At 49.2% G+C, this 20371-nt stretch carries 19 protein-coding genes; 8 read left to right on the top strand and 11 right to left on the bottom strand.

Features of this window, described 5'->3' with window-relative positions; genetic code table 11:
* Positions 1-5: 5 nt before the first annotated feature.
* From rfaE2 to panC, 4 genes are all read right to left on the bottom strand, one after another.
* A complete protein-coding gene (gene rfaE2 / locus MJ611_RS05220; protein WP_250428448.1) occupies positions 6-497 on the bottom strand; it encodes a D-glycero-beta-D-manno-heptose 1-phosphate adenylyltransferase in 492 nt (163 codons plus the stop codon).
* Positions 481-1524, bottom strand: a complete 1044-nt coding sequence (locus tag MJ611_RS05225) for a lysylphosphatidylglycerol synthase transmembrane domain-containing protein (protein ID WP_250428449.1) — start codon at positions 1522-1524, stop codon at positions 481-483. Before MJ611_RS05225 ends, rfaE2 begins: the two co-directional genes overlap by 17 nt.
* 8 nt (positions 1525-1532) lie before the next feature.
* A complete protein-coding gene (panD, locus tag MJ611_RS05230; protein ID WP_250428450.1) occupies positions 1533-1880 on the bottom strand; it encodes an aspartate 1-decarboxylase in 348 nt (115 codons plus the stop codon).
* Between the two features lie 101 nt (positions 1881-1981).
* Positions 1982-2836, bottom strand: a complete 855-nt coding sequence (gene panC / locus MJ611_RS05235) for a pantoate--beta-alanine ligase (protein ID WP_250428451.1) — start codon at positions 2834-2836, stop codon at positions 1982-1984.
* Between the two features lie 134 nt (positions 2837-2970).
* On the opposite strand from panC, the gene MJ611_RS05240 reads away from it, so the two are divergent.
* The 3 genes from MJ611_RS05240 to glmS all read left to right on the top strand — a co-directional run bounded on the left by MJ611_RS05240 (position 2971) and on the right by glmS (position 7111).
* Entirely contained in the window at positions 2971-3783 is an 813-nt protein-coding gene (locus tag MJ611_RS05240) for a glycogen/starch synthase (protein WP_250428452.1), read from the top strand.
* Positions 3767-5167 (top strand): DUF4270 family protein, encoded by a 1401-nt coding sequence (locus MJ611_RS05245; protein WP_250428453.1) that lies wholly within the window; start codon positions 3767-3769, stop codon positions 5165-5167. Before MJ611_RS05240 ends, MJ611_RS05245 begins: the two co-directional genes overlap by 17 nt.
* Positions 5168-5275: 108 nt before the next feature.
* Positions 5276-7111 carry a glutamine--fructose-6-phosphate transaminase (isomerizing) gene (glmS, locus tag MJ611_RS05250; RefSeq protein ID WP_250428454.1) on the top strand — a complete coding sequence of 612 codons (1836 nt, stop codon included), beginning with the start codon at positions 5276-5278 and terminating at the stop codon, positions 7109-7111.
* A 161-nt stretch (positions 7112-7272) separates the two neighbouring features.
* Here the strand turns inward: glmS and MJ611_RS05255 are convergent, their stop codons facing one another.
* Positions 7273-7956: a 3-hydroxyacyl-CoA dehydrogenase family protein gene (locus tag MJ611_RS05255; RefSeq protein WP_250428455.1), complete on the bottom strand. Its 684-nt coding sequence runs from the start codon at positions 7954-7956 to the stop codon at positions 7273-7275.
* Between the two features lie 48 nt (positions 7957-8004).
* Here MJ611_RS05255 and MJ611_RS05260 point away from each other — a divergent pair, with 48 nt between their 5' ends.
* Complete coding sequence (locus MJ611_RS05260) at positions 8005-8385, top strand: RidA family protein (RefSeq protein ID WP_250428456.1); 381 nt, start codon at positions 8005-8007, stop codon at positions 8383-8385.
* 95 nt (positions 8386-8480) lie between these two features.
* On the opposite strand, the gene MJ611_RS05265 is transcribed toward MJ611_RS05260, so the two are convergent.
* Positions 8481-9497 (bottom strand): YihY/virulence factor BrkB family protein, encoded by a 1017-nt coding sequence (locus tag MJ611_RS05265; protein WP_250428457.1) that lies wholly within the window; start codon positions 9495-9497, stop codon positions 8481-8483.
* 187 nt (positions 9498-9684) lie between these two features.
* On the opposite strand from MJ611_RS05265, the gene gltX reads away from it, so the two are divergent.
* The 3 genes from gltX (at position 9685) to MJ611_RS05280 (ending at position 12582) form a co-directional block, all read left to right on the top strand.
* Positions 9685-11226, top strand: a complete 1542-nt coding sequence (gene gltX / locus MJ611_RS05270; protein ID WP_250428458.1) for a glutamate--tRNA ligase — start codon at positions 9685-9687, stop codon at positions 11224-11226.
* A gap of 186 nt (positions 11227-11412) precedes the next feature.
* Positions 11413-11766 carry a hypothetical protein gene (locus tag MJ611_RS05275; protein ID WP_250428459.1) on the top strand — a complete coding sequence of 118 codons (354 nt, stop codon included), beginning with the start codon at positions 11413-11415 and terminating at the stop codon, positions 11764-11766.
* Positions 11767-11814: 48 nt separating this feature from the next.
* Positions 11815-12582 carry a TIGR00266 family protein gene (locus MJ611_RS05280; protein ID WP_250428460.1) on the top strand — a complete coding sequence of 256 codons (768 nt, stop codon included), beginning with the start codon at positions 11815-11817 and terminating at the stop codon, positions 12580-12582.
* Positions 12583-12733: 151 nt separating this feature from the next.
* Here MJ611_RS05280 and MJ611_RS05285 read toward each other — a convergent pair whose 3' ends face one another.
* From MJ611_RS05285 to lptB, 3 genes are all read right to left on the bottom strand, one after another.
* Positions 12734-14227 carry a GH3 auxin-responsive promoter family protein gene (locus MJ611_RS05285; RefSeq protein ID WP_250428461.1) on the bottom strand — a complete coding sequence of 498 codons (1494 nt, stop codon included), beginning with the start codon at positions 14225-14227 and terminating at the stop codon, positions 12734-12736.
* 78 nt (positions 14228-14305) lie between these two features.
* Positions 14306-14674: a four helix bundle protein gene (locus MJ611_RS05290; RefSeq protein WP_250428462.1), complete on the bottom strand. Its 369-nt coding sequence runs from the start codon at positions 14672-14674 to the stop codon at positions 14306-14308.
* Positions 14675-14759: 85 nt separating this feature from the next.
* Positions 14760-15491 (bottom strand): LPS export ABC transporter ATP-binding protein, encoded by a 732-nt coding sequence (lptB, locus tag MJ611_RS05295; protein WP_250428463.1) that lies wholly within the window; start codon positions 15489-15491, stop codon positions 14760-14762.
* 216 nt (positions 15492-15707) lie between these two features.
* Here lptB and MJ611_RS05300 point away from each other — a divergent pair, with 216 nt between their 5' ends.
* Positions 15708-16526, top strand: a complete 819-nt coding sequence (locus MJ611_RS05300) for a glycoside hydrolase family 25 protein (protein WP_250428464.1) — start codon at positions 15708-15710, stop codon at positions 16524-16526.
* A gap of 51 nt (positions 16527-16577) precedes the next feature.
* On the opposite strand, the gene recJ is transcribed toward MJ611_RS05300, so the two are convergent.
* Together recJ and MJ611_RS05310 are read right to left on the bottom strand one after the other, a co-directional pair.
* The gene (gene recJ, locus MJ611_RS05305) at positions 16578-18284 is read right to left on the bottom strand and encodes a single-stranded-DNA-specific exonuclease RecJ (RefSeq protein WP_250428465.1); all 1707 of its coding nucleotides are present in this window, start codon (positions 18282-18284) and stop codon (positions 16578-16580) included.
* A gap of 254 nt (positions 18285-18538) precedes the next feature.
* Complete coding sequence (locus MJ611_RS05310; RefSeq protein WP_250428466.1) at positions 18539-20356, bottom strand: tetratricopeptide repeat protein; 1818 nt, start codon at positions 20354-20356, stop codon at positions 18539-18541.
* Positions 20357-20371 lie beyond the last annotated feature (15 nt).

The following is a 20371-nucleotide window of genomic DNA, read 5'->3' on the forward strand; positions in this document are numbered from 1 at the left end:
ATACTTTATTCTTCTTTAAGTTGATTCTCAATCTTCTTTACGATATTACTAGTAGAGTAACCTTTTACGAGCGGAACTGTTTTGACTTGCCCTCCTCTGGCTAACACTACTTCGTGCCCTACAATCTGCTCGACCGTATAATCGTCTCCTTTTACAAGCACATCGGGCTGTAGGGCCTCAATAAGCTGCAGCGGCGTATCGCTGTCGAAGAGCACTACTGCATCCACAAACAATAAGGATGCCATTACACGCGCACGTGACATTTCGTCCTGAAGCGGGCGGCTTGGGCCTTTTATACGACTGATGGAGGCGTCTGTGTTGAGACCGACCACCAGTTTATCGCCATTTTGTCTGGCTTTTTCGAGGTAATCGACGTGACCGAGGTGTAACAGATCGAAGCAGCCGTTGGTAAAAACAACCTTTTGCCCCTGGTTTCGCCATTCCTGTAGCCTGGCTTGCAGTTGCGGAAGAGTATAGATCTTATCGCTCGTATTCATGGGTTGTTGCTAAAGCATCCGTAACCGGTGCAGGCGCTTTGGTACGCTGCAGCATGGTTGCTATAAAACTAAGCACTCCCAGTAAAACAACCAAAAGAGTTTGTGAAGTATGCGCCAGCAGAGCATAGGCCATACCTGCTTCTTTTGGCACCCCATATAACAGCAAAGCAGTCTGCACCAACAGGTGGTATACTCCTATTCCGCCTTGCACAGGAGCTGCCATCCCCAGGCTTCCGATTACAAAAACGGCCAGGCCGGCGGAGAGGGAAAGGTGCGATGTGCCGGGTAATGCATAGAAAACCACGACGCTCATGCCGTAATACATGACCCAGACAAACAGGGTGTGCATCCAGAACGTAGCCTGGTTTTCAATCCGTGCAATACTGAATATTCCCTCCAGCATTCCTCTTACAAAGGCAACCAGACGCTGGAAGTATGTATTCTTACGCAACCGCTTCAGGTATAGCACGCCTAAAACAAGCGTGGCAACAAAAGCCGCTAAGCCCAGCACGATCACCCAGTACAGGGAGCCGAGGTTTTGTTCTAAGTTATTGTACTTATCGGCAAGAAGCCCAAGAAAAAAATCACTGATGCGGCTTACCTCTACCAGCAGCGTGAGTCCCATAAACAGCAGCAGCATGATCATGTCAATGAAGCGCTCTGCGATAACGGTACCAAAACCTGTATTTACCGGCAGGCCGTCTGTGCGTCGTAGCACGCTGCATCGGACCACCTCTCCCATGCGTGGCAGCACCAGGTTGGCCAGGTAGCCTATCATGGTAGCATGGTAGGTGTTGGCAAGTGTAGGGCTGTAGCCGGTAGGTTTAATCTGCATCTGCCACCGGTAGGCTCTGCTGCCGAATGCTGCCATACCCATCAGCAGGGAAATGAACACCCAGAAATAATCGGCATTTTTCAGCTCTGCCCACATCTTCTCAAAGTCGAGCTCCTTCAGGGCATACCACATCAGGAAAGCGGATACGCCGAAGAGCAATACATACCTTAGAAAAGAGAGCAGCTTTTTCATGCAGTGCGTTATACCAGGCGGTTGTGCTGGTCAGGGAAAACGAGCGTAGGCTTGTGGTTACGGGCGTCTTCGAATTGGATAGAGCAGTAGGAAATAACAATTACAATATCACCTACCTGCACCTTACGGGCGGCAGGACCATTCAGGCAAACAGTACCGGTACCGCGCTCTCCCTTGATCACATAAGTCTCGAAGCGTTCGCCGTTGTTGATGTTTACGATCGTCACTTTCTCATTCTCCACGATGTTGGCGGCATCCATCAGGTCTTCATCAATGGTGATACTGCCTACGTAATGCAGTTCTGCCTGTGTAACCTTACAACGGTGGATCTTTGATTTTAAAACCTCAATCTGCATGATGTGTTTTTGTAATAACGCGGCAAAGTTAGGCAATAAGCTGCAGATTAACTATCAACATCTTGGCAGCGCCTACCCCTGCTTTCTAAAGAACAAACAACTTATACTTCCTTTAGATTCACCAGTATGTTGTCGATCAGGCGCACCTCCCCTACAAAGGCAGCAATGCAAAGTGCCGCTTCCTCTACCTGAGACAGGTCGTGCAATGTTTGCAGGGTTTCCGGATCTGCTATTTCAAAGTACTCCAGCTGCACCTGCTCTACTCCTTGCAGGTAGGTTGCCACCTCTTCTTTTATACTTGCCAGCGGCTTGCTTTTAAGTTGGGAACCGGCTAATTGCAAGGCTTTGTACAAGCTGGTTGCCAGCTGGCGCTGCTCGGCTGTCAGGCGCCTGTTCCGCGATGACATGGCCAGCCCATTCTCCTCACGAACCGTTGGATGGCACACCAGCTCCAGGTCAAAGCTGAGGCCTCGTACCAACTGCCGCACTACAGCTACCTGCTGCAGGTCCTTTTGCCCAAAATATGCCTTATGAGGCTGCACCATGTGAAAGAATTTGCTCAGGATGGTTGCCACGCCATTGAAGTGCCCCGGTCGCTGCGCGCCTTCCATTACCTCTTCCAGCTCTCCGAAACTAAACCGCAGCAACGTCTGTTTTGGGTATATCTCCGAAACTTCAGGTGCAAACAGGTAGTCGCAGCCGACTGACTGCAGCAGCTTTGTATCGTCTTGTAAGGTGCGGGGGTAGAGCCTGAAATCTTCCGGATTGTTGAATTGTGTCGGATTTACGAAAATGCTGCAGATGGTAACATCGTTCTCCTTTATAGAAGCGCGCAGCAATTGCAGGTGTCCCTCGTGCAGGGCGCCCATGGTAGGCACAAACCCGATTCGTTTTCCGGCGCAACGCAGCGCCTGCACTGTTTGCCGCATAACGCTGGCCTGCTCTATAACTTGCATGTGTGTTGTTGTATGATACTCTTGTTAAAGGCCGGCAAAAGTAAGTTATAGAAGATAAAATTGAAAATTAGAATAAAAATTGCTAATTTTGCACGTCCCAATACTGTTGCCTTTTAATTTTTTAATTTCATACCATGTCTAAATTGCGAATCTTATACGCCGCCACCGAGATCCTTCCTTTCTTACAAACCACGAAAGTAGCAGAATTTCTTAATACATTGCCGCAAGGGATGCAGGAGCGCGGTATGGAAATCCGCATTTTCGTTCCAAGATTCGGGCTTATCAACGAGCGTAAGAACCGTTTGCATGAGGTGGTTCGCCTTTCGGGCATCAACATTGCCGTTGGAGACGACGAGAAACCCCTGGTAATCAAGGTGGCTTCTATTCCCAATGCCAAATTACAAGTATATTTTATTGATAACGAAGACTATTTCCACAGAAAATCCGTTTTCGTTGACAAAAACAACAATTTCCACCAGGACAACGACGAGCGGGCTATCTTCTTCTGCAAAGGCGTGCTGGAGACAGTGAAGAAACTTGGCTGGCAGCCAGATATTGTACATTGCAACGACTGGATGACAGGCCTGATCCCGATGTACCTGAAGACAACTTACAAGAAAGACCCGATCTTCAAGGATGCCAAGTCTATGTTCACGGTTTATAACCACGAATACAAGCATAAGTTCGGCAGCGACCTGATGGAAAAAGTAAAAATGTTGGATATAGAAGATAGCATGCTGACCAATCTGGAGTCTGCCGACATCGACAGCTTCATTAAAATAGGTATGGAGTATGCCGATTCTGTAATCAAAACGAACGAGAACTTCAGTGAAAACATCAGCGCCCTGTTCAACGAGTTCATGCCGACCAAGAGCATCAGCACGATCAGCGCCGACGACAACCTTTTAGATTCATACTACAATCTATATAATGAACTTAGCCGCTAGAAGATTATTCCTTTTCTTCTTTTCATTTGCTGCCCTTACAGCCTGCGACGACCCTAGTGACATAGGATTAGAACTACAGGACAAAAACCAGATAGGCACTGATTATACCGATACACTTACTGTAAATACAGGCACTGTGCTGCTGAATGACTCCATTCTGTCGTTCAACCAGTCGGTGGCCGAGGTAGGCAGGTATGCAGACCCGGTATTAGGCACTGTTTCTGCTACCACGTTCACAGAAGTAGGTCTGGGTGGGTCTAACCTTAACTTCGGCGAAAACCCGGTTGCTCAATCGCTGGAGCTTACCCTGGACTACGGCTTTAAGTATGGCGACACGCTTCAGGACATGACGGTAAGTGCGCACAGGCTTACCGAAAAATATGACGACAAGAAATCATACTTTACCAACACCGAGCTTGCCTACGAAAGCACGCCCCTTGGTACTCAGACTTTCCGCCCGCTCAGAGAAAAGGTAGTTGAGAAAGATAAGGACGGCAAAGACGTAACGGTAACGCGCACCAGACTGGTTAAAATAAACCTTGGGCAAGCGCTTGCCAATGAGCTGATTGCCCAGTCCGGAAAAGACCCGCTGAAGACGCAGCAAAACTTTATAAACCTGCTGAATGGCCTGGCGATTGTAGCCTCGGAAGGTTCTACGGGTAGTCTTATCGGCCTTAACCTGGCTTCAGACTCTACCAAAATTACGTTGACCTACAGATCAGGAGCGGAGCAGAAGGTACAGAAGCATGTGTTTACATTTGACGGAAGCAACGTACGTAACTCTACCTTGGTGAAAGCTGACCGCACCGGCACTTCGGTAGCAGAGCTTACCAAAGGCATGTATATACCATCGAGCCAAACAGGCGGCGACAGCTATGTACAGGCTACTACGCAACTGCTTACCAAACTTACGTTCCCGTACCTGAACAAGCTAAAAGAGCAAAACGGTACAAACATTATCGTGAACCGCGCTGAGTTAATCTTGCCGGTAAAAGGCTCTTCTACCAGCAACAACCTGCCTACACCACCACAAATGGTGCTGTACCAGACGAATAATTCGAACCGTATACTGAAAAATAACACTGGTGTACCGTTGTCTGTTCAGCAAGAGGGAGCCTCCACAATGAATACCACCCAAATTCCTGTTGTTGTAACGAAGGATGCGAAGAAGGATTACTATAGCGTTAACATCACCTCGTATGTACAGGCCATGCTGCTGGACAAGAAACCAAACGACGGACTCTTGCTAGCACCTGCTGTAGTATCGAGTGCCCAGAACGGCACCCGCCAGATACAGACGGAGCCACGGTCTTATCGTGCTATCTTTAGCAATACAGACGCAAACCGTGTGAAGCTTCTGCTTTATTATTCAAAAATAAAGTAAAAGTTAAAACGTCTTAATACAAAAATAGGTACCCCTAAAGGTACCTATTCTACTTTATAGAAGATACACCTTTTTATACCTTAATACCATTATAAAGTAAAACGAACTATGTGTGGAATTGTAGCTTACGTAGGGCATAGGGACGCATGCCCAATTGTGTTGAAAGGCCTGAAGCGCCTGGAGTACAGAGGTTATGACAGTGCCGGCATTGCGCTGATGAACGGTGGCCTCAACGTATACAAGAAGAAGGGCAAAGTAGCAGAGCTTGAGGCGTTTATAGCAGATCAAGATGTACATGGCCATATTGGTATGGGCCATACCCGTTGGGCCACTCACGGCGAGCCGAACGACGTTAACGCGCACCCGCATTACTCTACCTCCGGTAGCATCGCCATTATCCATAACGGCATCATCGAGAACTACGCAGCCCTGAAAACCCTCCTGATCAGCAAAGGACATACGTTCCAAAGCGAAACTGATTCTGAGGTTTTCATTAACCTGATCGAAGACATCCGGACAAACAGCCACTGTTCATTGGCAGAAGCTGTTCGTTTGGCACTGCATGAAGTAGTAGGCGCTTATGCTATTGTTGTTCTGTCGAAAGAAGATCCGAATCAGCTGGTAGCTGCCAGAAAAGGAAGCCCTTTGGTAGTTGGTGTTGGAGAAGGCGAGTTCTTCCTGGCTTCAGACGCTACCCCTATCATTGAATATACCAGCGACGTGGTGTATGTGAACGACTACGAAATCGTGGTGATCAAAGATGGCGAGATGGAGATCCGTACGAAAGAGGACGTTAAGCAGACGCCTTACATCCAGCGTCTTGAAATGGCACTCGAGTCTATTGAGAAAGGCGGCTACGAGCACTTCATGCTGAAGGAAATATTCGAGCAGCCACGCTCAATCTTAGACAGCATGCGTGGACGCTTGATCGCAGAAAACGGTCACCTGATGATGGGCGGCCTACGTGAGTATGAGAACAAGTTCGTGAATGCGGAACGCATCATCATCGTTGCCTGCGGTACCTCGTGGCACGCTGGCTTGGTGGCAGAATACCTGATCGAGGATCTGGCACGCATACCGGTAGAAGTAGAATATGCTTCAGAGTTCCGTTACCGCAACCCAATCATCAGCGAACGTGATATTGTGCTTGCCATTTCCCAGTCCGGAGAGACAGCCGATACACTGGCGGCAATTGAGCTGGCCAAGTCGAAAGGTGCTACTATTTTTGGTATCTGTAACGTGGTGGGCTCTTCTATTGCGCGCGCAACAGACGCCGGTGCCTATACGCATGCCGGCCCTGAGATCGGGGTAGCAAGCACCAAAGCGTTTACCGCACAGGTAACCGTGCTTACACTTATTGCCATGATTTTGGGTAGCAAGCGCGGAACACTGGAGACAACCAAGTTGCGCCAGCTGATGGTGGAAATGGAGAACATTCCGTCAAAAGTGGAGCAGGCACTCCAGTTAGACAAGCAGATACAGAACATCTCTGACATCTTCAAAAACGCGACCAACTTCCTATACCTGGGCCGTGGTTATAACTTCCCGGTTGCTCTGGAAGGCGCTCTGAAGCTAAAAGAGATCTCTTACATCCACGCAGAAGGCTATCCGGCAGCAGAAATGAAGCACGGACCAATTGCGCTGATCGATGAGAACATGCCGGTTGTGGTAATTGCCACAAAAGACAGCTCTTATGAGAAGATCGTATCGAATGTGCAGGAGGTGCGTGCCCGCAAAGGCAAGGTTATCGCGATCGTTACTGAAGGCGATACAACTATCCCGGCCATGGCAGATTACGTGATCGAGATCCCGGAAACATGCGAGCACCTGACGCCGTTGCTTTCTGTAATTCCGTTGCAGTTACTTTCTTACCACATCGCCGTAATGCGCGGCTGTAACGTAGATCAGCCACGAAACCTGGCTAAGTCTGTAACCGTGGAATAGTAAGTATAAAATATAAATCAACAGAAAAGGAAGCCGTTAACGCTTCCTTTTCTGTTTTTAGCAGCATATTCTACTTAAAGTCAGATAAGCTATAAAGAGAAAGGGCCGGTTACATAAGTGTAGTCGGCCCTTTTATACTTTAGCAAAAGTGCATTATTCGTTTATACTTCGAACTGCTCCCCGCGGAGGTACTTGGTCTTCAGCAGCGGACAGATCTTATAACGTTCTTCTTTCGTATCTTCATAAACCGCCTCGAGCAGCCGGTATACATTGACGATACCGATCTGGTTTGCCCACTCAAAAGGCCCTTTTGGATAGTTGGTACCCAGCTTCATGCCAAGATCAATGTCTGCGATACCGGCAGTTTTTTCCTGCAGCGTATAACAGGCCTCGTTTATGATCATGCACAGGATACGCGGCGTCACCATCCCTACCCGGTCAGCTACTATCAAATACTCTGTACCTAATTGCTCACATACCTCGCGGAGCTTTCCTTCATCAGAGGGCTGTAGCAGGCTTACCTCAAGCATCGGGCGGTTGAACAAAGACGGTAATCCGTTTACGCCAATCAAGGTACAGAGCTGCTCCAACTCGGCCTGCTTTGCAAGCGCTGCCAGCTGCACTGTAGCAGCATTACAGAAAACAATCTGCCCGGGTGCATAATAACTTATCCGCTCCGGCTGCTCATGCAGCAAGAAATCAAATACCACATCCGTCGGTTCCAGCTGGCAATCGCTCAGGCTTTGGCTATGCAGAAACGTGAAGCGGTTTGCGCCTTGTCCTTCCGGAAACTTCAGCCGGAACTCTGCCGCCATTTCGGGGCCGGATAAAACAACTATGTGCATATTTCTGTACTTTTGGTGGTAAAGATACACATTTAAACAAATCTGTTTATGGCACATACCATTATCAACTCTCCTAATGCTCCAGCCCCTATCGGGCCTTACAGCCAGGCAACAATGGCTAACGGCATTTTGTATGCTTCAGGCCAGATTGCGCTGGGCCCACAAAGCGGCAACCTGATCAACGACAGCATAGAAAATGAAACACACCAGGTGATGAAGAACCTGCAGGCCATACTTGAGGAAGCCGGCATGGATTTCAGCAACGTGCTCAAGTGCACCATCTTCGTGAAAGACCTGAATAACTTTGGCCGCATCAACGAAACCTATGGCAGCTATTTTACCAGCAACCCGCCTGCACGCGAAACGGTGGAAGTGAGCCGCCTGCCAAAAGACGTGAACGTAGAGATCTCCTGCATCGCCGCTAAATAAAAACAAAGTATAAAGCCTGCTCCCCAATAAGAGCAGGCTTTATACTTCCTTATATCTTCGTTGATTATACTTAGGGGCAATAATTCGTAATTCTATCAAATATTCTCGCCGGCCGATTTGTCTTCCTCCGGAACTGGCGCCTTTACTTCCTCTTCTCCATAAACTTCCTTGGCATGTTTGCCCGGCTCTGCATTAACTGGAGATGCGCCAACCTCCACCTCTTCGCGTATCACCCGCACCGCATACTCTGCCGGATATATGTTAAAGCCATACTTGCGCGAGTACACAAACGTGAACACAGCTCCAAAGAAAACGATTTGTGAGGTGAAAAACACCCAGGAAAGTATAACCACTACCGAGCCTGCAGCACCATAGACTGTCCCTAAGTCGCTGCTACCCAGGTATAAGACAATTAACCTGTTAGTAAGCGTAAAGAGCAGTGCTGTTACCAGTGCTCCTACCGACACGTCGCGCCACATGATCTTGGCGTCCGGCAAAAATTTATAGATGCAGGCAAACATAAACGTGATGATCACCAGCGACGATAAAAAGTCAGCCAGGTGCAGCACGTACAAGATCCAACCCTCCAGATGCGCCTTCAGGAAATCACCAACCATGATTAAAACAGTATTGGCGAGCAGCGAAACAAGCAGCAGAACAGCAATAAAGAGTATGATGCCAAATGACAGGGCACGGTCCAGCAGCAGCTTTAAGTAGCCATACTTTGGCTTGGGCCGCACCTGCCATACTTCGTTGAGCGAGTCCTGCAAAGAAACGAAAACGCCCGTGGCCGCTATAAAAAATGTGACCACACCGATGATAGCCGCAAAGTTAAGCGCATGAAAGCGTTTAACGTTCTCCACCATCTGCTGCACCTCCAAGGCTCCTGCAGAACCAACCACACCCTTTATCTGATCATAAATCTCACCCCTGACAGCCTGTTCGCCAAAGAAATAGCCGGCCGCACTGATGATGATGATCAGCATGGGGGGCAGCGCGAAAATAGTGTAATATGCCAGTGCAGCTCCTTTCTGAAAAGAGTTATTGTCTACAAACTCAAGAGAAGTCTCCTTGAGCAGGCACCAGATATTATGTAATCGCTTTCGCACCATCGCTAGCAAGTATAACTATACATTACCAATACGGAACCTGCTGGTTATGTTTATTTTAGCCTTTCCAAACTCAGTTCCAGGCAACAAAGTATAGGAAGCGCAACACGGCTGTACTACAGTTACCGAAACGCCACTTTATTTTGTACCTTTGCACCAGTTTCAGAAAGCATTGAATAGATAACAATACATGGAAAGAGAAGTTAGAGTACGCTTTGCCCCAAGCCCGACCGGGCCTCTCCATATCGGCGGTGTGCGCACAGCCCTTTACAACTACCTGCTGGCCAAGAAAACCGGCGGTAAAATGATCTTACGCATTGAGGATACCGACCAGAACCGCTTTGTGCCGGGTGCCGAAGACTACATCCGCCAGTCGCTGGAGTGGTGCGGCATCAAGCTGGACGAAAGCCCATGGGATGGTGGTCCGTATGCGCCTTACCACCAGTCGGAGCGCAAGCCAATGTACATGCAGTATGCCCTGCAGCTGATCGAGAGCGGCCATGCCTACTATGCTTTTGATACAGCGGAGGAACTGGAAGAAATGCGTGAACGTCTGAAGGCTGCTAAGGTGGCAACACCACAGTACAACGCCATCACGCGCATGACCATGAAGAACTCCCTCACTTTGCCGGAAGATGAAGTGAAGCAGAAACTGGAAAGCGGTGAGCCTTACGTAATCCGCCTGAAAGTACCGCGCAAAGAGGAAATCCGCCTGAAAGACCTGATCCGTGGCTGGGTAATGGTACATTCTTCTTCCATCGACGATAAAGTACTGATGAAGTCTGATGGTATGCCAACCTACCACCTGGCTAACATCGTAGACGACCACCTGATGGAGATCACCCACGTGATCCGTGGTGAGGAGTGGTTGCCATCTGCCCCGTTGCACGTGCTGTTGTACCGCTACCTGGGCTGGGAAGATACCATGCCACAGTTTGCGCACCTGCCGCTGCTCCTGAAGCCGGACGGAAACGGCAAGCTGAGCAAGCGCGATGGCGATAAGCTGGGCTTCCCGGTATTCCCGCTGCGCTGGCAGGACCCTTTCACCGGCGAAATATCTTCAGGCTACCGTGAGAGCGGCTACCTGCCAGAGGCTTTTGTTAACTTCCTGGCCTTCCTGGGCTGGAACCCGGGCACGCAGCAGGAGATATTCTCGATGGACGAACTGGCAGAGGAATTCTCGGTTGAGCGTATCGGTAAGTCAGGCACACGTTTCGATATTCAGAAGGCACGCTGGTTCAACGAGCAGTACCTGCGCGCTAAACCAGACCACGAACTGGCAGGCTACCTGCTGAAGGCGCTGGAAGAGCATAACATTTCCTGCTCTCCGGAAAAAGCTGAGAAAATTGCTGGCTTGATGAAGGAGCGCGTAAGCTTCCCGCAGGATTTCTGGCGTGAGGCGGCCTACTTCTTTGTTGCACCAACCGAGTACAGCGAAAAAGTAGCATCTAAGAAGTGGAACAGCCAGGCAGTAGCCGTGTTCGAGGACTTCAAGAACGAGCTGCCGACGCTGGAAAACTTCAATGCAGATACTGTGAAAGAACTGCTGATGAGCATTCTGGAGCGCCACGGCATGAAGATCGGACAGGTGCTGCAGGCGCTTCGCCTGGCAGTTACTGGCGCAGAAGCCGGCCCGGACCTGATGCACATCATCGAGGTGATTGGCCGTGAAGAAACCATCACCCGCATCGAAACTGCTATCGAAAAGCTTAGCCAGTACGCAGCTGCCTAAGTATAAAGGATAGCTTCAAAGTATAAAAAAGGCCAGCCGTTCAGGTTGGCCTTTTTAGTTTTTCATACTTGCTAAAAGGCCAGCAGAAGCCACAGACAAAACAGCCAGGTATGCAACTATCCGGCGGCTATCGCAACTATTTACTCTTTTAGCCTTATAAATCAGAAGTATTAACCTGATATCACTATGGCTAAAAATAAAAAAGAGAGCAAGGGCAAAAAGAAAAGCCGCGTGCACAAAGACCTGGAAGGTTTTGAGATCAAAGTAAACCCGCAGGGCGAAATTACCTCCAATTACAACATCGACCAGATCAACGAGTTCCTGAACCGCAACGTGGAAGACAAGAAACTGCTGAAGCGCGATGCTGCAGAGCGTGCCAAACGGGAGGAAGAGGAAGAGTACCATATAGAGGAAAGCCAGGAGGTAGAAGAAACAGAAGAAGACTTTGTGCGCAACACCAGTTCTGTGTCGGATGAAGAGAATGAGGAGGATTTGCCAAAGGCGCGCAAAAAGCGAAGCAAGGATGAGGAAGAGGAGTAGCAAACTTTATATATTGCTACTATAAACAATCTTTTACATCGCACAACTATGAGAAACTCCCACGAGATCGACTACAGAATTGTTGGCAACGACATCCAGATGCTAGAAATAGAGCTTGACCCCAACGAAACCGTTATCGCCGAAGCCGGCGCAATGGTATACATGGAAGAAGGCATCGACTTTCAGACCAAAATGGGTGATGGCTCCAACCCAAACCAGGGCTTTTTAGGAAAGCTGGCTTCCGTGGGCAGCCGCCTGCTAACGGGCGAGTCGCTGTTTATGACGCACTTTACCCACCACGGGCATGGCAAAAGCCGTGTAGCTTTCTCGGCCCCTTACCCGGGCACTATTCTGCCGGTTGATCTTCGGGAAGCACGCGGCAACAGCCTGATCGTGCAGAAAGATGCTTTCCTGGCGGCAGCACTGGGCACAAAAGTAGCACTGCATTTTAACCAGAAACTGGGTGCCGGATTTTTCGGGGGAGAAGGATTTATACTTCAGAAGCTCTCCGGCGACGGGTTGGCCTTTATACATGCCGGTGGCACCGTAATAGAGAAGCAGCTGAACAACGAAACCCTCCGCGTAGATACCGGCTGTGTGGTTGCCTTCGAGCCTGGTATAGATTTCAGCGTGCAGCGAGCCGGCGGGTTGAAGTCGATGATCTTCGGCGGGGAAGGCTTGTTCCTGGCTACCCTGCGTGGCACAGGCCGTGTATGGCTGCAGTCGATGCCGGTGAAGAAGCTTATCGAAGCCCTAATGCCTGCCGGTGCAAACGCCAACAAAGAAGGTGGCTTTATGAGCAGCTTCCTGGAATAGAGGTCGCTTTGCTCCAATTATGAATTAGAAATTAAAAATTATGAATGGGTTGTACTTCTAAAGTATAACTATAATAAAAACTAAAAGCCCCGGCAATTTATACTTGCCGGGGTTTTTAGTTTATGCTCTCTATTATTTCGGAACTCGGGACTCAGATCCCCCGAACTCCATTCACCTCCATGATCTCCTCCAGGTACTCGCGGGAGTTGGAGAGGCGGGGCACTTTGTTTTGCCCACCCAGCTTGCCTTTGTGGCGCAGCCAGTTCATGAAGCTGTTCGGGGGCATGGCGTGCACAATCGGCTCCTGTAGGGCAATGTCTTTTTGGCGCTTGGCATCGTAATCAGAGTTGATCTCGCGCAGGGTCGTATCCAACACCTCCGTGAACCGCTGCAGGCTCGATGGCTCTTTCTCAAACTCGATCAGCCACTCGTGTCCGCCTCGCTTGCCGCTCTCCATGTACACTGGAGCAGCCGTGAAGTTGGTGATGATGGCGCCCGTCGCATTGCAGGCTTTGGTAATAGCTTCCTCTGCATTCTCAACGATCACTTCTTCGCCAAAAGCATTGATGAAGTGTTTTGTGCGGCCGGATATTTTAATGCGGTAGGGGTCAAGGGAAGTAAATTTCACGGTGTCGCCAATCTTGTAACGCCACAGACCGGCATTTGTCGAGATCACCAGTGCGTAGTTTTTGCCTAGCTCTACCTGGTCCAGAGTCAGCGTTTTCGGGTTCTCTTCCTCAAACTGATCCATCGGTATAAACTCGTAGTATACCCCATAGTCCAGCATCAGCAGCATCTCGTCTTCGGTGCCTGCCTGGTCCTGTATGCCAAAGAATCCTTCGGAAGCATTGTATACTTCCAGGTAATTCATTTTATCGGAAGGGATGATCTCCCGGAACAGTTGGCGGTAAGGACCAAAAGCCACGGCTCCGTGCGTGAACAGCTCCAGATTTGGCCATACTTCCAGAATGTTGCTTTTGCCCGTCACTTCCAGAATGCGCTTCAGCAGTACATAGGTCCAGGTGGGTACGCCACTCATACTTGTCACGTTCTCCTGTACCGTCAGCTCTACCATCTTTTCGATCTTCTCTTCCCAGTTGTCCATCAGGGCAACCTTCAGGGGTGGTGTACGCATGGCTTCTGCCCAGATCGGCAGGTTCTGCATGATCACAGCAGACACGTCTCCACAGGAAGTTTTGGTGTTAAACTCATTAGGCCGATGACTGCCGCCAATAGACAAGCCTTTGCCTGTAAACAGTTTGGTTTCGGGGTAGAGGTTAACGTAGATGGAGAGCATGTCTTTGCCCCCTTTGTAATGGCATTCTTCCAGTGCCTCAGGGCTTACCGGAATATACTTGCTGCGGGCATTGGTTGTACCCGACGATTTGGCGAACCACTCGATCTTACTTGGCCAAAGCAGGTTCTGCTCGCCTTTCATCACCCGCTCGATGTATGGGTACAAACCTTCGTATGTGGAAACAGGCACCCGCTCCTGGAACTGCGCCATGGTGGTGATATCGGCATAGCCATACTTCCTGCCCCACTCCGTGTTTTTAGCTGTGCTGATCAGGTTCTGAAACAGCTCGGCCTGCACCTCATGCGGGTACTTGCGAAACAGATCAATATCATGGATCCGCTTCTTCATGACCCACGTCACGATTGAATTAATAATCTCCACTCTTGCAGTTAACAGTTAACAATAAACAGTAAACAGATTTTTTGCCTACTTTCCGGCGTTTTTAGAGCTGATCCTTGTAGACTTCAATATAGAAAATAAAATCTTACTGAGTTCATCGGCATCTACTAACATACTTTCGGCAATAGGTGCCTCCAGGTAACCAGTATCTTTCAATAAACTTAGCCAATATTTTGTTTCCAAACTCTCTTTATAGGCTAATGAAATTTTTGATGAGAAATCCGCAACAGAGATTCCTCCATTTGCTTCTGCCACATTAGCTCCAATAGAGGTACCACTACGTAAAAGTTGCTTCGATAGTGTAAATTCTCTTTTTCCTGTACTCAGATGCTGATGTGCCTTTACGATCCTAATAGCAAAAGCATAACATTTTTTATAAAGATTGTTGCTGTCCATACCAAATCTTGATAAGCTATACCTATCGGAACAGACAGCATAAAGTTGTGCAATTGATTACTGTTTACTGATAAATGCTAACTGATCAGATTTTCCGCTTCAGCTCGAAGTGCTTGCCCAGGTATACGCGGCGTACTTGTTCGTCGGCGGCCAGTTCTTCGGCAGTACCAGCTTTCAGGATCTTGCCTTCGAAAAGCAGATAGGCGCGGTCGGTAATGGAAAGGGTTTCGTTTACGTTGTGGTCGGTAATAAGGATGCCAATGTTTTTATTTTTAAGCTTGGCAACTATACTTTGGATCTCCTCTACCGCAATGGGGTCTACGCCGGCAAAAGGCTCATCCAGCAGAACGAATTTAGGGTCTACAGCCAGTGCGCGGGCAATTTCCGTACGCCGGCGCTCGCCACCGGAAAGTACGATGCCTTTGTTTTTGCGCACGTGCGTTAATGAAAACTCCTCCAGAAGCTCTTCCACCTTGTCGTGCTGTTCCTGCTTGGTCTTATCCGTCATTTCCAGCACGGCCATAATGTTTTCTTCCACCGTCAGTTGGCGGAACACAGAAGCTTCCTGCGCCAGGTAACCCACTCCCCGCTTGGCTCGCTGGTACATAGGCAGGTCTGTAATGTCTTCCGAATCGAGGTAGATATGGCCACTGTTGGGCTTTACAAGCCCAACAATCATGTAGAAAGAAGTAGTTTTACCCGCACCATTCGGCCCCAGCAACCCCACAATTTCTCCCTGGTTCACTTCCACGCTCACGTCATTCACTACGGTGCGCGATTTATATTTCTTGAATAAATGTTCTGCTCGAAGTTTCATTGGGTTAAAGTTACATAATATAGATGCGCCCTGCAAAGTATGGAACCATCTGGTACCTTCTTGCCTTTAATGTGCTACAAGATTACGTAACTGCTTCTGAATATTAGCTTTGCCATATTTTAATTATAAAAACATTTATTAGGAAAGTTGTAACATCCACTTGTTTTTATCTCGTTCAATTAATAGTTTGTAATACCAATTCAATTCCCCCTTTACATGGTAGTAAATTTACTCGTTTCTGCTTTTCATAAACTGGCATATAGTGGCCTGATACTTTATGTTGGAGTAGCAGGTTTGTTTGCCGAAGCTTCTTCTGAGAACACCAAAAATGGAAACAAAACAGCTGCTGCCACTGCAACTACGCTCAGCCCCTCCAGCTTAAAGGGCATTGACGTGTCTAAGTGGCAGAAAGAGGTAGACTGGCCACTGGTAAAAGAGGCCGATGTAACCTTTGCCTTTGTAAAGGCAACACAGGACGACTACAGACTAGACCCATACTTTACACGGAACTGGGAGGAAACAAAGCGTGTAGGTATCAAGCGCGGAGCCTATCACTTTTTTATTCCTGCAGCCCCTATACAAGGCCAGATCGATATCTTTAAAAGTAATGTACGGCTGGAGCCCGGCGACCTTCCTCCGGTGCTGGATGTAGAAGTGATCAACAAAGGTGTAAGTGCTGACGAGATGCGCCGCAACATCCGTATCTGGCTGGAGGCTATCACAGAACATTATGGCGTAAAGCCCATCATCTATACGAACCAGGGCTATTACCGCCGCTGGCTGCAGGGCCACTTCCAGGATTATCATTTCTGGATTGCCCGTTACAACACCGTGGAGCCTGAAATACACCAGACAGACAAATGGCTTTTCTGGCAGTATTCTGACCGTGGCAAAATACCGGGAATAACAGCGGCTGTAGACATGAACTTCTTTGCCGGCGACTGGGATACGCTGCACGAGCTTTGCCTGCCAGAGATTACCGCTTCTGACGATACAGCACTGCCATGGCAGGAGCAAATGCCACCGTTGCAGTAGAACCAAACATACTTTATAAACAAGAAAGGCTCCCGTTAAAGGAGCCTTTCTTTATTTTATCCGGATGTCTTTGATCCGCAACTGCAGTGTGATCACGCCCCGGTATACGTTTTCTTCTATCGTATAACACACGTCAAACGGAATGCCTTTGGATATGGTGTTATAATAGTCGCTCAGGCCAAAACCGATCGCATCAATGCTATAGTAACCGTCTTGCGTAAGGCGAAGCTTCAGGTGAGAATCTCCTACCACCCGCACAGAACCGGTGTCGTACACGCACTCTGAAACAAACACGGGCCGCATATTACCCGGGCCAAATGGCTCCATCTGCCGCACAATGTTATAGAAATTGCGCGTAATCTGGTTCAGGTTTATTTTCCCGTCAATTTCAATCTGCGGTACTTTCTGCTCGTTGGTGATGGTGCTGGAAACAAACTGCTCAAAGCGCTCCCGGAAGGCAGGGACGTTTTCTACGGGAAGCGTAAGGCCGGCAGCATACATATGGCCCCCAAACTGATCGAGCAGGTCGGAGCAGCTTTCGATGGCGCTGTGCACGTTAAAGCCGTGTACCGAGCGTGCCGAGCCTGATGCTTTGCCATTGGAGTGTGTCAGAATGATGGTAGGCCGGTAGTATTTCTCGATGCAGCGGGATGCTACAATACCGATCACCCCTTTATGCCAGCTTTCCTTATAAAGTACCGTTGAGTTAGCGCCACGCACGAATTCGTCTTCTTCGATCATCTGCAACGCCTCTTTGGTAATGTTGCTGTCTTTGTCGCGGCGTTCCTTGTTCGATTCGTTGATGATGTCGGCAACCTGAAAGGCTTCTTCCTTTGTCTGGGCAAGCAGCATCCGAACAGAACGCTTGGCATCTCCCATACGTCCGGCCGCATTGATGCGTGGCGCAAAACCAAACACGATGCTGGTGATATCCATATCCCCTTTGAGGCCGGCAAGCTCTTTCAGGGCATCCAGGCCCGGGCGCATGGGTTGCGGACCGTTCAGGTGCAGCAAACCATAGTGTGCCAGAATGCGGTTCTCGCCTGTGATAGGCACAATATCGGAAGCTATACTTATTACCAGCAGGTCGAGCAGCTTATAGGCTTCTTCCTGAGGGATTCCCTGCTGCATACAAAAGGCCTGGATCAGTTTAAAGCCGACGCCGCAGCCGGAGAGCTCTTTGTATGGATAAGGGCAATCTATACGCTTCGGGTCGAGTACTGCTACCGCCTGAGGAACATCTTCATCGGGAAGGTGGTGGTCGCAGATGATAAAATCTATACCTAAACGGGAGGCATAGGCTACCTTATCCGCTGATTTGATGCCACAGTCGAGGCTTATGATAAGGCTGAACCCGTGCTCGGCAGCATAGTCTATACCTTGTGTTGAAACGCCGTAGCCTTCCTTGTACCTGTCGGGGATGTAGTACTCAATCTGGTGAGTGTACTGGCGAAGGAAACTATACATGAGCGCTACCGAAGTGGTACCATCCACGTCATAATCGCCATATACCAGTATTTTTTCTGATTTGTGCAGTGCTTCGCTTAGCCGATCTACTGCCCTGTCCATGTCCTTCATCAGGAAGGGATCGTGCAAAGCGCTTAGCAAGGGACGGAAGAATGCTTTGGCTTCCTCGTAGGTACAAATGGAGCGCTGGCACAAAATGCTGGCCAGTGTCGGGCTTATTTTAAGGCTTTCGGCTAAACCATTGATCACCTCCGGCGATGCCTCTTCATTGTATACCCACCGTTTCTCCATATGCGCTACTACAAGTACTGTTAACTGATTGCAAAGGTAGCTAAATTCTCTAGGACTTCTGCCCAGACCACACACCCAGCCTTAGACGTTCCTCTAAAATTTTATACTTTTGTACCAGCATAACAGGAATAAGCATGAAACGATTCAGAGAGTTTTATGAGAAATGGAAAGATTATTCGCTGGACATGGTGATGTATGGTTTCTTCATCTTGTTCCTGCTCATTCTCTTCATCTTCTTTGGCGACTAGCGCCAATTAATTAGCCACATCGCCGCGCAGCTTCCGGAAGCGTTTGCGTGCCTCTGCTACATAAATGCTGCCCTGATGCTTTACCAGCAGCTCGTTGTATAGTTGCTGGGCTTTCTGGGTGTCTTTCAGGTTCTCCTCGTAAATAAAGGCCATTTTGTACAGGGCATCGTCGCTCAGGATGTCTACCTGCGGGTTGCCTACGATTTTCTCCAGGCTAGCTACAGCTTGCTGAAAATCACCGGTGCGCTCGTAAATGCTGGCTTTCTGGAAATATATCTCGTCTGTAAGGCTGTGGCCCGGGTATTTCTGCAGCATGCCATCCAGCTTCTTCTGTGCCTCCTCTAGCTTGTTCTGGAAGATCAGCAGGTCGATGGCGGCATACTCTTTCATAGCTGTTGTAGAGGTATCCAGCCCGGTGTTATCGGTGATCAGCAGACTCAGGTCCATGGCATCGTTGGCGATCTCGCGACTGGTAGCCAGCTTCAGGATATCCAGGTGCGCCTGTGCCAGCTCAAAATCACCTTTGTAATAATTAAGCCGTGCATTACGCAGCTTGGCCTCATGCCCAATGGGTGTCTCTTTATGCGATTTCTCCACCTGCGAGTACAGCAGCGTCGACTCCCAGGGCTCTCCTTTCAACAGGTAAATATCTCCGAGCGTCAGTTTGCTTTCCGCCACCATATCCGGGTTAGCCCGCGGCATGTTGATAGCTTCCTGCAGCAGGGCAATAGCTTTATCTTTTTCATCCAGGTGGAAGGCATACAGATCCGCCATGTGCTGCAGTGCTTCTACCGTTTGCGGGGTACGTCCTACTTCTTTCAGCAGGGCATCGTAGTCAGCTATCAGCGCGCGTATCTTTGCCAGGTCCACCGGAAACGTATTCTCTACCTGTTCCTCGCGGGCATTGATCAGCCGCTGGCGGGCCAGCAGGTAGTAAGGCCCTCCCGGGTATTCTTTTACCATGTATTCGAAAGCTTCGATAGCGCCCTGGTAGTCTTTGTTCTTAGCGCTGATGGCGCCTAGCTCCATGACGCGGGTGCCCCCGCTGCGCGTCCGCTTGTCTACAGAGCGGGCCTGCATCAAAGCACTGTAAAAGTCGCGCCGCTGTATGTATAGCCAGATCAGCAACTCGTTAAAAGAAAGGTTGTCCGGCTGCTGCTGCACGCGCACGATCAGCTCTTTCTCCAGCGCATCAAAGGCTTTCTCGTCACGAAGGCTGTTCTGAAGCATGTTCTGCACGTATGGGAGTTCCTGCTCGTTTTCCTGCAGCAGGTTCAGGGCCTCTCCTACCAGGCTCTCGTTCTTCTGCCGGTAAGTATAAAGAGCAATGAGCGGGCGGTTAAACTCGTACGGATTTTTGCTCAGCGCACGTCCGCGCAGGTAGGTTTTTTCAGCGTAATCGAAAAGCTCGTTCTGAATAAAGGCACTGGCGACAGCCACCGTTTGGTCGGCTGTCATTTGCGAAATGATCTTGTCGAAGTGCTTTTCGGCAGCTGCCTTATCGCCTGCCGCATCATATACTATACCCAGATCAATGGCATAGTTAGAAATGTCCGGATTGCGTTTGATGGTTTTCTTTACCAGCTTTTCAGCCTCTTTGTAGTTGCGCTGGGCCAGCAGCGTCTTCAGGTAATCGGGGTATACCACAGCAAATAATCGTGGCTCGTCTATGAGCTTGCTGTAAATGCCTTCTGCTTTCTGGTAGTCGCCTTTCATCAGGTACTCCCGCGCCAGCTCCAGTTCCTGGTTCTGCGCCATGGCCACAGGAGCGGCTACCAAAAGCAGCAGCGTCAATACAAAAGAGAAGAGGAGTTTTGCCGGCATATGTAAACTATAGAA

The organism is Pontibacter ruber, assembly GCF_023630205.1.
Taxonomy (GTDB): Bacteria; Bacteroidota; Bacteroidia; order Cytophagales; family Hymenobacteraceae; genus Pontibacter; species Pontibacter ruber.